General features: G+C 69.6%; 13 protein-coding genes. 8 read left to right on the top strand and 5 right to left on the bottom strand.

The window, feature by feature from the left end; genetic code table 11:
* Nucleotides 1-57: 57 nt before the first annotated feature.
* Both AC6CH2_RS21090 and AC6CH2_RS21095 read right to left on the bottom strand, forming a co-directional pair.
* Nucleotides 58-1,116, bottom strand: coding sequence for an isoaspartyl peptidase/L-asparaginase family protein (locus AC6CH2_RS21090; RefSeq protein ID WP_498270925.1), 1,059 nt, complete (start codon nucleotides 1,114-1,116; stop codon nucleotides 58-60).
* 37 nt (nucleotides 1,117-1,153) lie between these two features.
* Nucleotides 1,154-2,218, bottom strand: a complete 1,065-nt coding sequence (locus AC6CH2_RS21095; RefSeq protein ID WP_498270926.1) for a cyanophycinase — start codon at nucleotides 2,216-2,218, stop codon at nucleotides 1,154-1,156.
* Nucleotides 2,219-2,369: 151 nt separating this feature from the next.
* Here AC6CH2_RS21095 and AC6CH2_RS21100 point away from each other — a divergent pair, with 151 nt between their 5' ends.
* From AC6CH2_RS21100 to AC6CH2_RS21110, 3 genes are all read left to right on the top strand, one after another.
* Nucleotides 2,370-2,954 carry an RNA polymerase sigma factor gene (locus AC6CH2_RS21100; protein WP_498270927.1) on the top strand — a complete coding sequence of 195 codons (585 nt, stop codon included), beginning with the start codon at nucleotides 2,370-2,372 and terminating at the stop codon, nucleotides 2,952-2,954.
* Nucleotides 2,932-4,026 (top strand): FecR family protein, encoded by a 1,095-nt coding sequence (locus AC6CH2_RS21105; RefSeq protein WP_498270928.1) that lies wholly within the window; start codon nucleotides 2,932-2,934, stop codon nucleotides 4,024-4,026. The genes AC6CH2_RS21100 and AC6CH2_RS21105 overlap by 23 nt, the downstream gene beginning before the upstream one ends.
* 388 nt (nucleotides 4,027-4,414) lie before the next feature.
* A complete protein-coding gene (locus AC6CH2_RS21110) occupies nucleotides 4,415-7,207 on the top strand; it encodes a TonB-dependent receptor (protein ID WP_498271031.1) in 2,793 nt (930 codons plus the stop codon).
* An 80-nt stretch (nucleotides 7,208-7,287) separates the two neighbouring features.
* Here the strand turns inward: AC6CH2_RS21110 and AC6CH2_RS21115 are convergent, their stop codons facing one another.
* Nucleotides 7,288-8,058 carry a trans-aconitate 2-methyltransferase gene (locus tag AC6CH2_RS21115; protein WP_498270929.1) on the bottom strand — a complete coding sequence of 257 codons (771 nt, stop codon included), beginning with the start codon at nucleotides 8,056-8,058 and terminating at the stop codon, nucleotides 7,288-7,290.
* Between the two features lie 39 nt (nucleotides 8,059-8,097).
* Nucleotides 8,098-8,367, bottom strand: coding sequence for a hypothetical protein (locus tag AC6CH2_RS21120; protein ID WP_498270930.1), 270 nt, complete (start codon nucleotides 8,365-8,367; stop codon nucleotides 8,098-8,100).
* Here AC6CH2_RS21120 and AC6CH2_RS21125 point away from each other — a divergent pair.
* Nucleotides 8,366-8,704, top strand: a complete 339-nt coding sequence (locus tag AC6CH2_RS21125) for a hypothetical protein (protein WP_498270931.1) — start codon at nucleotides 8,366-8,368, stop codon at nucleotides 8,702-8,704. The genes AC6CH2_RS21120 and AC6CH2_RS21125 overlap by 2 nt on opposite strands.
* A gap of 247 nt (nucleotides 8,705-8,951) precedes the next feature.
* On the opposite strand, the gene AC6CH2_RS21130 is transcribed toward AC6CH2_RS21125, so the two are convergent.
* Nucleotides 8,952-9,314: an ArsR/SmtB family transcription factor gene (locus AC6CH2_RS21130; RefSeq protein WP_498270932.1), complete on the bottom strand. Its 363-nt coding sequence runs from the start codon at nucleotides 9,312-9,314 to the stop codon at nucleotides 8,952-8,954.
* 45 nt (nucleotides 9,315-9,359) lie between these two features.
* On the opposite strand from AC6CH2_RS21130, the gene arsH reads away from it, so the two are divergent.
* The 4 genes from arsH to AC6CH2_RS21150 all read left to right on the top strand — a co-directional run bounded on the left by arsH (nucleotide 9,360) and on the right by AC6CH2_RS21150 (nucleotide 11,942).
* A complete protein-coding gene (arsH, locus tag AC6CH2_RS21135) occupies nucleotides 9,360-10,208 on the top strand; it encodes an arsenical resistance protein ArsH (RefSeq protein WP_498270933.1) in 849 nt (282 codons plus the stop codon).
* Between the two features lie 4 nt (nucleotides 10,209-10,212).
* Nucleotides 10,213-10,632, top strand: a complete 420-nt coding sequence (gene arsC / locus AC6CH2_RS21140; RefSeq protein ID WP_498270934.1) for an arsenate reductase (glutaredoxin) — start codon at nucleotides 10,213-10,215, stop codon at nucleotides 10,630-10,632.
* A gap of 57 nt (nucleotides 10,633-10,689) precedes the next feature.
* A complete protein-coding gene (gene arsN2 / locus AC6CH2_RS21145) occupies nucleotides 10,690-11,157 on the top strand; it encodes an arsenic resistance N-acetyltransferase ArsN2 (protein WP_498270935.1) in 468 nt (155 codons plus the stop codon).
* 116 nt (nucleotides 11,158-11,273) lie between these two features.
* Nucleotides 11,274-11,942 carry an ECF-type sigma factor gene (locus AC6CH2_RS21150; RefSeq protein WP_498270936.1) on the top strand — a complete coding sequence of 223 codons (669 nt, stop codon included), beginning with the start codon at nucleotides 11,274-11,276 and terminating at the stop codon, nucleotides 11,940-11,942.
* Nucleotides 11,943-11,984 lie beyond the last annotated feature (42 nt).

The raw sequence follows: 11,984 nt of genomic DNA on the forward strand, positions 1-11,984 counted from the left end.
GGGCGGGCCGCGACGGCCGCCAAGGCCGTCGCGTTCGATCGAAACCGGGCGCCGCGATCAGGGCGTCTGCGCGGGTTCCGCCAGGGTTTCGTCCTGGTAGATCGCCACGTGCGGCACGCCGTCGGCGCCGATCCAGCCGCGGTACATGCCTTCGGTGTTGAAGGGCAGGGCGAAGCGGCCGTCCGCGCCGAGCGCGATCGCGCCGCCGTCGCCGCCGGCCTTCGGGATCGCCTCGTTGATCACCGCCTTGGCGGCCTCGCCGATGCTCTGCCCGGCGTACTGCACGCGCGCACAGATGTCGTAGGCGGCGACCGCGCGGATGTAGTACTCGCCCCAGCCGGTGCCGGACACTGCGCAGCGCGCGTTCGCATAGGTGCCGGCGCCGATGATCGGCGAATCGCCGACCCGGCCGTAGCGCTTGTTGGTCATGCCGCCGGTCGAGGTGCCCGCGGCGAGGCGGCCGTCGGCATCGAGCGCGACCGCGCCGACCGTGCCGAAATGCTTGGCGGTTTCCAGGTCGGCGTGGGCCTGGCCGGCGGCTTCTTCCTTGAGCGCCTTCTGCAATTGCTGCCAGCGCTTCTCGGTGCGGAAATACGACGGGTCGACCAGGGGCACGCCCTGTTCGCGGGCGAAAGCTTCGGCGCCGTCGCCGACCATCATCACGTGCTTGGACTCCTCCATCACCGTGCGCGCCAGCAGGATCGGGTTCTTGACCCGGTGCACCCCGGCGATCGCGCCGGCGCGCAGGCTGGCGCCGTCCATCACCGCCGAGTCGAGTTCGTTCCGGCCATCGTGATTGAATACCGCGCCGCGCCCGGCGTTGAACATCGGCGCGTCCTCGAGCACGGTGATCGCGGCGGTGACCGCGTCCAGCGCCGGCTTGCCGGCCTTCAACTGCGCATGGCCGGCGCGCAAGGCTTCCTCGAGCGCGGCGCGCGCGGCGCTTTCGTCGTCGGCGCTCATGCCGGCGCGCACCACGCCGGCGCCGCCGTGGATCACCAGCACCGGTTTGGCCGCCTTGGGCTTCGCCGCCGGCGGCGCGTCGGCGGCGTGCGCGAGCGACGCCGAGCCGAGCAACAGCCAGGCGAAACAGGTGTGACGCAAAGGGGTCTTCATGTTCGGCTCCGGGCGGCCACGACGAGGGCGGGAAGGATCACGGAGAGGCCGTCGGCGCTATGTTCGCATCGCGTCGGATCAGGCGCCCCGCCTCGACATCATAAAGCGCGGAGAAGGCCGGGCGCTCGACGCGGAAATCCGACAGATGCAGCACGCTGCCGGCGCCGATGCCGCGCACCGGCACCGCGCGCAGGCTCAAGGGCCGGCCCGCGGCATAGACCTCGGCCGCCGGCTGCGGGCCCACCACCCAGGCGTGGCCGCCGTTGCCGCTGAAGACCCGGCCGATGCCGTCGCCGTCGATGCACAGCGCGGTGTACTCGTCGACGCCGATGCCGACCAGATCGTCGCGGCCGCGCTCCTGCGCCAGCCGCGCCAGCATCGCGATCAGCCGGCCGAGCCGCTCACGCTTGCCGAAATGGCTGTCGGTGAGGACGCGTTCGAGATAGGGCAGGTGGAGGAAATCGTCGACAACGGTCAGCTGCGGTCCTGCGGGATCGTTCAAGGCGTCGGCCGAGGTCAGGCTGCCCCCGTCCATCGCGCCATAGGCATGCGCGCCGAGAATCGCCAGGCCGGCGCTGGTGCCGCCGATCGGCTTGCCGGCGCGCACGTGCGCGTCGAGCGCACGGTTGAGCGGCGTGCCCCGCCAATAGCGCACGTAGTTGGACTGATCGCCGCCGGCGAGGAAGATGCCGTCGGCCTGGCGCACGATCTCCAGCACCCGCGGGTCGCTGGCGGCGCGGCGATCCTCGAACACCAGGGTTTGCGCCGCGGTGATGCCGCCGATGTCGTTGAAGAACTCGTCCTGCGCCTCGATGCCGCCGGACGCGCGCAGGATCACGATCCGGCCGTGGCCGGCGCGTTCGATCAGCCAGCGGAACGCCGGATACGGCCAATCGCCGCCGCCGACCAGCATCGCGCCCGGTCGGGTCGGCGCCGGCCGCGGCGCGGCGAGGTCGCCGATCTGGTAGTAGCGATAACCGTCGCGGCGCGAGTCGTCGTCGGCGGCGGCGAGGGCGCCGGTGCCGGCAACGGCCAGGATCGCGCCGAGCAGGCCTCGGCACAGCGTTCGAGTCAGCACGGACCCGCGGGACCACAGACGCATCGTTCGACTCCGGCCGGGTATGAGGAGCCAAGACGAAGCAACACACGCTTTCCCCCATGCCGGGTCGTCGAATCGCGCCAGCGCACGCAATCCGCACACCGGCCGCCGCGACCGCTACGGAATGGCCGGCGGAATCGGCTAAGGTCGGCGCATGAACGCCGCCCTCGACGCCTGGTTCGCCCGCGAGATCCTCGTGCACGAGGAGGCGCTGGTGCATGTGCTGCGGCGTTACTGGCCGCACCGCGACGAACTGCACGACCTGCGCCAGGAGGTCTACGTCCGCGTCTACGAGGCCGCCGGCAAGGCTTTGCCGAGCCAGCCCAAGTCGTTCCTGTTCGCGACCGCGCGCCACCTGATGACCGACCGCCTGCGCCGCGGCAAGGTGGTGTCGATCGAGCCGGTGGGTGATTTCGAGGCCCTGAACGTCTTGATAGACGAGGTCAGTCCGGAGCGCCGGCTCGGCGCGCGGCAGATCCTCAAACGTCTCGCCGAAGCCTTCGACCGCCTGCCCGATCGCTGCCGCGAAGTGGTGTGGTTGCGCCGGGTCGACGAGTTGTCGCAGAAGGAAGTGGCCGAGCGCCTGGGCATCAGCGAGAAGACCGTGGAGAAGCAGATGGCCAAGGGGGTGCGCCTGATCGCCGAGTATTTCTACGGCGGCGAGCCCTCGCGCACCGAGCTGTCGCGCGCGCCGCGGGCCGACAAGGAGCCGGGACATGGCAAGCAGCAGACAGATTGAGCGCCACGCCGCGCAATGGCTGGTCCGGCGCGACCGCGACGACTGGTCGGCCGAGGACCAGGCCGGGCTCGACGTCTGGCTCGCGGCTTCGACCGCGCACCGGGTCGCGTTCCTGCGCCTGGATGCGGCCTGGGCGCAGAGCGGCCGGCTCAAGGCGCTCGGCGCCGGCGCCGTTTCCGACGGCGCGCCGGCGCGCGGGCAATGGCGCCATTCCAGCTTCGATCTGCTGGCTTCGCGCGCCGAGGCCACGGCAGAACCGTCGCCGCCCCAGGCCGCGACCGCACGAGAGGCCGACGCGCTGGTGTTCGCGCCGCGCCGCGCGACAGCGCGCGGCGGCCGCGGCTGGCGCTATGCCGCCGCGGCGATGGTCGCGCTGCTCGGCATCGCATCGTGGTGGGGCTGGCAGCGGTATGCGGTGGTCGAGCAAGCCTCGTACCGCACCGCGATGGGCGACCTCAGCGACGTGGCTCTGGCCGACGGTTCGCAGGCCACTTTGAGCAGCGACAGCCGCATCGAGGTGGCCTTGTCGCGCCTCGAGCGCCAGGTCGAACTGCAGCAGGGCGAGGTTTTTTTCGATGTGGCCAAGGATGCGCGGCGGCCGTTCGCGGTGGTGGCCGGCGGGCGCCGGGTGATCGCGGTCGGCACCCGCTTCTCGGTACGCCGCGAGGGCGGCGACCTGCGCGTCGTAGTCACCGAGGGCACGGTGCGGCTCGAATCCGAACCGGTCGGCGGCCGCCGCCAGCCGACCAGCGTATTGCCGGCCGGCAGCACCGCCTTCGCCAGCCGCAGCGGCGTGCTGGTGCGGATCGGTTCGGTTGAGGACGCCGAGCGCCAGGTCGATTGGCGTCGCGGCTATCTGGTGTTCCGCGACACGCCCTTGAGCGCGGCCGCGGTCGAGTTCAACCGCTATAACGCGCGCAAGATCGTGATCGGCGATGCCGCCGCGGGCGAGTTGCGGGTCGGCGGCAACTTCCGCTGGTCCAACACCGAAGTGTTCGTGCGCCTGCTCGAACAAGTCACGCCGGTCCGGGTCGAGCACCAGCCGGACCGGATCGTCCTGCACAGCCGCTAGCCGGCGCCGTACCGGCGCGCCGCGCGTGCGGGATTTGCCGGCTTCGTTCGTCCTGATATCCCGATGGGCGCCGCAAGGCGTCGATGGGGAGGGGAACCCGATGCCGCGAAGTGCGCGCGTGTGGTGGTTGAGTCTGGCCTGTACGGCCGCGTTGTGCGCGCAGGCGCAGGTCGCGGCGAAGCGGGAGGCGATCGACATTCCGGCTGGGGAGCTGGTGTCGGCGCTGGATGTGTTGGCGAGGCAGTCGGGAGTGCAGTTCGTCTATCGGGCCGATCGTTTGAAGGGGCTGCGCACGCGCGGTGTGCGGGGGGCGATGACCGCCGAGGCGGCGCTCGACCGTCTGCTGCTCGGCAGCGGCCACGTGGCGCGCCGCGATGCGTCGGGGGCGATGGTCATCGTCAAGGACCCGACGCCGCCGCCGAAGCCGCGCGACAAATCCTCGCTGGCGCCGATGGGGGGCGGCGCCGATATCGTCGAGGCCACGGCGGCGACCGAGCTGGCGGGTGTGCAGGTGACCGGCTCGCGTATCCCGCGCAGCCATATCGAGGGTCCGGCGCCGATCACGGTGATGACCGCGCAGGAGATCCAGGCCAACGGTTTCACCACCGTGCCCGACGTACTGCGGGCGATGACCCAGAACGGTGGCGAGACCCAGAGCCAGCAGTCGGCCAGCGCCGCCGACTTCTCGCCGGGCGCACAGCAGGTCGACCTGCGCGGGCTCGGCCCGAACCACACCCTGGTGCTGGTCAACGGCCGCCGCATCGCCGACTTCCCGATGCCGTTCAAGGGCCGCAGCAACTTCACCGACATCTCCAACATTCCGCTCGGCATGGTCGACCGGATCGAGATCCTGACCGGCAGCGCCTCGGCGATCTACGGTTCGGACGCGATCTCCGGCGTGGTCAACTTCATTCTCAAGAAGCACGCCGACGGCACCACCGTCGATGTCCGCCTCGGCGACAGCACCCGCGGCGGCAGCGAGTCGTTCAACCTCAGTGTCTCCAGCGGTTACAGCCGCGAGCGCTTCGACGCGGTCTACGGCTTCGAGTTGCAGGTGCAGAACCCGCTGTGGGCCTACGAGCGCTCGATCCAGGACTCGACCCGGGACGCGCCGACCGCGAGCACCCGCGCCGCGCGCCGCGCGTTCCTGCGCACCAATTGGTACGACGAATACCTCGACCCCGGCGCCGCCTGCGAGCCGCTGGCTTCGCTCAACGCAGGCACGACCTACCGCGCCTCGCGGCCGGGCTGGGGGCCGGACGGCGAAACCGGCCATTACTGCGGCAGCGACGCGTCGATCGGTTACGGCACCATGATCAACCAGCGCGAAGGCCTCAACGCCTATGCCTCGTTGAGCTATGCCTTCGGCGACCACAGCGAGTGGTTCGCCGATGTGCAGTTGGGCTATCACGAGCTGTCGATGTACCGCGACGTCACCGAATGGAGTTACCAGGCGCCCGACGGCAACGAGGCCGGTTACTTCCACAACCGCGCCACCGACCAGCTCGAGTACTGGCAGCGCCAGTTCTCGCCCGAGGAAATGGGCGGGCTGGACCGCGGCATGATCCGCAACCGCCAGCGAACTTTCAGCCTCGCCACCGGGTTCAAGGGCCGCTTCGGCGAGGCCTGGGACTGGGAAGCTGCGCTGAGCCATTCGCAATACCGATCGACGATCAGCTGGCCGCAGATCGTCGCCTCGCGCGCCAACGAGCTGTTTCTCGGCCCGCAGCTCGGGGTCGACGATGACGGTTTCGCGATCTTCGACGCCGACCCCGAGCGCCTGTACCGGCCATTGGGCCGGCAGGAGTACGAGGCGATCGGCGCGCGTTCGACTTATCGGCCGAAGTCGCGCACCGACGCGCTGTCGCTGACCGTGACCAACACCGAGCTGTTCGCCCTGCCGGCCGGCGCGGTCGGTTTCGCCGGCGCGCTCGAACTCGGCAACCAGAGCTACGACTTGCGCCCCGACCCGCTCGCGACCGGCTACCACTATTACAGCTGGCGCGATTCCGACGGCCACGGCAGCCGCGACCGCTGGGCGGCGGCGGGCGAATTGCGCTTGCCCTTGCACGATCGCCTGAACCTCAGCGTCGCCGGCCGTTACGACCAATACCGCTACGGCGGCCACGACATCGACAAATTCACCTACAGCGCCGGCCTGGAGTGGCGGCCATTCGACGCACTGCTGCTGCGCGGCTCCTACGGCACCGCGTTCCGCGCGCCCGACCTGCATTACGTGTTCGCCGGCGAAGGCAATCTGGAGGCGAGCGGCATCGACCATTACCGCTGCCGCAGCGAAGAGCCCGACAGCGACCTCAACGATTGCTCCTACGGCGACGAGAACGTGATCGTCACCCGCAGCGGCAACCGCAAGCTGGAGCCGGAAACCAGCGCCTCGTGGACCGCCGGCGTGGTCTGGTCGCCGCGCCCGAACCTGGATTTCTCGGTCGACTACTTCGACATCGACCTGAGCGACCAGGTCCAGGACCTGCGCATCGACGACGTGCTGCGCGACGAGGCCGGCTGCCGCCTCGGCAGCCGCGCCGACGGCAGCGCGGTCGATACGGGCTCGCCGACCTGCGCCGATGCGCTGACGCGGGTCCGGCGCTCCGGCGACGGCAAGCTGTACGGCGTCTACGTCAACCCGATCAACATCGCCCGCGAACGCACCAGCGGCGTCGATTTCAGCACTCATTACCGTCTCGACACCGGCCTGGGCGCCTTTCGCCTGGGCGGCAGCTACACCTGGGTGCGCGAACACGACAGCCAGCAATACGCCGGCGACCGCGTCGAAGACCAGTTCGCGGTCAACAGCGGCTTCGACATTCCGCGCACCAAGGCCAGCGCCAGCGTGAGCTGGGAGAAGGATCGCTGGGCGGCGACCGTGCACGGCGAACGCCTGGGCCGGTTGCCGAGCGGGGATTCCTACAACGAGGTCTACGAGCCCGGCGGCGAGGCCGGCGCCTGGATCGGCGCGACCTACCGCTACAACGCCTCGCTGCGCTACCGCTTCAGCGACCACGCCCAGGTGTCGCTGGCGGTGACCAACGTGTTCGACAAGCTGCCGCCGAAAGACCCGACCTACAGCAGCTACCCGTATTACGACGTGTCCTGGTTCGATGCCGTCGGCCGCCAGGTCTTTCTGCAATACACCCACAAATTTGGCGGCCGAGCTTTATAGGCCAACCCCGCGTCCCGCGGCAAGGATGGCCGCGGGGCGATTTTCCATCGGCCGACGCAGGCTGTTGCAGGCCGGCGAGATCAACGCTGCGCGGTGCGCGCGACCACGAAGATGCGGCGGAATTCGAACCAGGTGCTGCCGTCGCCGCGCGGCGGATAGGCGCGGTCGAGCCGCGGCGCGAGCTCGGCGCGAAAGCGCTGCCAGTCGGCGCCGTCGAGCGCGGCACGGATCGGCCGCAGTGCGGTGCCGCTGATCCATTCCAGCACCGCGTCCGGGCCGGACAGCCGTTGCACGTAGGTGGTCTCCCAGGCGTCGACCTCGCAGTCCTGCGCCGCCAACAGTTCGGCATAGGCGCACGGCGAGTCGACCGAGTCGCCTTCGCGCAGTCCCACCGCGCCCAGCAGCGGCGCCCACGCCGTGTTGGCCGCCAGCTCGCGCACCAGCCTATGCGAGGGCGCATCGAAATTGCCCGGCACCTGGATCGCGATCCATGCGCCGGCGGGCAGTTCGCGCGTCCAACGGCGCAACAGTTCGCGGTGCCCGGGCACCCATTGCAGGACCGCATTGGAGACCACCACGTCGGTGTCCGGTCGCGGCACCCAATCGCGCACATCGCGCAATTCGGCTGCGATGCCGGCCGCTTGCGCCGCCTGCACCATCTCCGGCGAGTTGTCGCTGGCTTCGAGTGCGGCCTCAGGCCAACGTGCGGCGAGCGCGCGGGTCAGATTGCCCGGGCCGCAGCCGAGGTCGGCCACGCGCCGCGGACGTTCGACGCGTACGCGTGCGATCAGATCGAAGAACGGCCGGCCGCGCAGATCGGCGAAGTCGAGGTACTTGTCGGGGTCCCACATGGCGAGCTCCGCGAACCGGGGCGGCGGGCTGTCTGTCGGCTATCCGTCGGCCGCTGTCATGGATGATCCGTTCGCGTGCAGCCGCGACGCTGCGATCGACAGGCGCGTTGCGGAGTCCAGCGTTGCAGTCACGCTCAGCATTTCATCGGCGGCGTTAACGCGATGTTGAAGCGTGTGGCCGATCACAATCGGAGCGTGCGCGACTAAGGTCTTCGGCAAGCCTATGAACGAACGGTCATAAACTTCGGCGCCGCATCGATTATCGTGCCGCGCACAGGGGGCTTCGACCTGACCGGAGCCTTGCACCATGACCAAGAAACCTTCCGTGGACGCTACGACACTGCCGTTGAGCTACTGGGCGTTGAACTATCGTCACGCGGCGTTTTACCGCGATGGCACCCGGTTCGAGGATTACGCACCGGCGATCTATCTCGGCATTACCGCGCAGATCGAGAATCCGGGCCTCGTCTTCGACGACGTGGTGCCCGAACTGGAAGCGCGCTATCAGCAGATCTGTTCCGGCTCGACGCTGTCGTGGCCGCAGGCCGCGTCCGCGGCGGAAGCAGCGTGGACGCGTGCCCGGATGATTTCCGGCGCGGCGCGCGCCGCGTTCGAATCCGAACTCGCCCGGCGTCGCGCCGCCTGAGGCGGATGCGCGCCCGCGGCCATCATCGGCCCGGGCGCGCAGGCGGTTCCGTGTTCACGCGCGCCTGCGGCTCAGGCGCGCGCTTCGCACCAGCCCACTCCCGGGTAGACCAGCTCGCTCGTGTCGCGGCCTGTCGCCCGGCACCGCCGTCATCGCGACGATCGCCGTGTGGTTCCGGCGGTTCGATCTGAGCGGTTCGATTTGAAGAGCCGCGTCAGCTGCCATCGGAAATGTCGCGGTCGCTAGTTCAGCCGAGCAGCGCCTGGGTCGGATTCGCACGCCCTCCCGCCCGCGCATCGCAGGCGGACGGCGCGCACTGCTGCGGCTCGCCGCCGCAGCAGTTGCGGGTGAGGAATTCGATCAGGCCGTTCATGGCGCCGAAGTCGGCGCGGTAACAAATGCAGCGGCCCTGCGGCTCGCCCCGGACCAGCCCGGCGGCGCTGAGCTCCTTGAGGTGGAACGACAGGGTCGCGCCCGGCAGCGCCAGGGCCTCGGCGATCTCGCCGGCCATGCGCCCGGCCGGCCCGGCCTCGACCAGCAGGCGGAAGATCGCCAGGCGGGTGGGCTGGCCAAGAGCGGCCAGAGCGCTGGTGGCTTGATTGATTTCCATAATTCCAGAATAGTAGAAGAATATCTCGACCTCAAGCTGCCCCCCATGACCCAACTGCCCAACCTCGTCAGCGCCGCCGTTGACCTGCCCGACCTCGGCAAACTCGCGCTCAGCGGGGCGACCCACCCGCCGCGGATCCTGATCCTGTACGGCTCGCTGCGGCCGCAATCTTTCAGCCGCAAGGCCGCGCTCGAGGCCGAGCGGATCCTGCGCCACTTCGGTGCCGAGACCCGGGTGTTCGATCCGCACGAACTGCCGATCCTAGACAGCGTCAGCGCCGACCACCCTAAGGTGCGGCAGCTGCGCGAGTGGTCGCTGTGGTCCGAGGGCCAGGTCTGGGTCAGTCCGGAGCGCCACGGCAGCCCGACCGCGGTGTTCAAGAACCAGATCGACTGGTTGCCGCTGGAAGAGGGCAGCGTGCGCCCGACCCAGGGCCGCACCCTCGCGGTCATGCAGGTCTGCGGCGGCTCGCAGTCGTTCAACGTCGTCAACGCGCTGCGCGTGCTCGGCCGCTGGATGCGCATGATCACCATCCCGAACCAGTCCTCGGTGCCGAAGGCCTGGCAGGAATTCGACGAGCACGGGCGCATGAAGCCCTCGCCGTACTACGACCGCATCGTCGACGTGATGGAAGAGCTGTTCAAGTTCACCTTGCTGGTGCGCGACCGCAGCGACTATCTCGGCAGCCGTTACAGCGAGCGCAAGGGCGACCTCGCCGCGCAAGCGCTGGCCTTGGCTTCCGGCGCGGCGACGCCGCCGGCAGCCGCCGCGGCCGAGCGCGCAGCGAACGATGCAGAGTCCGACAACGATACCGACACCTCCAACAACATCGCTGTCGATCTCTCCCCGCCGTCCGCGTGCTGCGGCAGCGCCTGCGCATCCAACGAGAGCTGAGCCCATGGACGTCACCATCTACCACAACCCTGCCTGCGGCACCTCGCGCAACACCCTGGCCCTGATCCGCCACGCCGGCATCGAGCCGACCGTGATCGAATACCTGCAGGACCCGCCTTCGCGCGCGGCCCTGGTCGAGCTGATCGCCGCCGCCGGCCTCGGTGTGCGCGAGGCCATGCGCCAGAACGTACCGCCTTATGTCGAGCGCGGCCTCGACGATACCACGCTGTCGGACGATGCCCTGATTGAAGCGATGCTGCGCGAGCCGATCCTGATCAACCGCCCCTTCGTGGTCAGCCCGCTGGGCGTGCGCCTGTGTCGCCCCTCCGAACTCGTGCTCGACCTGCTGCCGCCGATCACCCGGCCTTTCAGCAAGGAAGACGGCAAAGTCGTGATCGACGCCGAAGGACGCCGGGTGTCGTGAAGCCGGCCGGGCGATCGGCGAAGATACGCAGGCCCCTGCGCCTGCGAAGAGCCCACGATGACGACGATACGTAGCCTCGCCCCCGGCGAAACCGCCGCCGTGCGCGCCTTGCTGATCGCCGCCGGCCTGCCGGTCGACGACCTCGACAGCGCTGCGGTCGAGTTCCGCATCGCCGTCGACGGCGACGGGGCGATGCTCGGCGCGGTCGGCATCGAGGTCTTCGAGGAAGCCGGCCTGTTGCGCTCCCTGGCGGTCGTGCCGCAGGCGCGCCATCGCGGCATCGGTCACGCCCTGGCCGGCTCGCTGGAAACCGACGCGCGAGCGCGCGGCCTGCATCAACTGGTGTTGCTGACCCAGACCGCCGAAGCCTTCTTCGCCCGCCGGGGCTACGCCGTCATCGACCGCGCCGCCGCCCCGGCCAGCGTCCAGCGCAGCGCCGAATTCCGCTCGCTGTGCCCGGCATCGGCGGTGTGCATGCGTTTGCGGCTGGCGCCGGCAGCGCAAGCTCGATCATCAGACCCTTGAACATACACCGCCACACCGTCGCTGCTCGTTATTGCCAATGATCGATCCGCTCCGCGTCCTCATCCGGCCGCGGACTGCGTTAGTCGTAGGGGGCAGGACAGAGATGGACCTCGGCTATGGCGGGTTTGGAGTTGTTGGAGTCGCCGCGAATAGCGGTGGCGAACGGGGTCGCGGTCGACGCGGCCGGGTTGGCCCCGCCTAGCGATGAGGGGACGACGTTTGGCTCGCAACAGGGCGATATTACCGAGTTGCTGCAGCGTTGGGGCGCGGGCGATGCCAAGGCGCTCGATGCCTTGCTGCCCTTGGTCTATGCCGATCTGCGCGGCATCGCGCGGCGCGAGCTGTACGGCCATCGCGGGCACGACACTCTGCAGCCGACGGCGTTGGTCAACGATGTGTTCGTGCGTCTGCTCGGTAGCGATCGGCCGCAGTGCCTGGGCAGCCGCGCGCATCTGTTCAATACCGCGGCGCGAATCATGCGGCAGTTGTTGGTCGACCGCGCGCGGCGCGCGGCCTGCGACAAGCACGGCGGCGCCTGGCGGCGCGACGATTTCGCCTGCGCGCTCGACCTGCCGATTCCGGAGCGCACCTTGTTGCCGGAACTCGACGCGGCGCTGGACGAGTTGGCCCGGCTCGACGAACGCATGGCCCAGGTGGTCGAACTGCGCTATTTCACCGGGCTGAGCGTGGCCGAGGTCGCGCGCTTGCTCGAGGTGGAGGAGCGCACGGTCTATCGCGACTGGGCCGCGGCGCGCGCCTGGCTGCGCGATCGTTTGTCCGAGTGATGGCAGGTCGCGGCGGCGCTTCGCGTTGTCTTCTGCGCCCCC

It is taken from the genome of Lysobacter sp. GQ73, assembly GCF_059758755.1.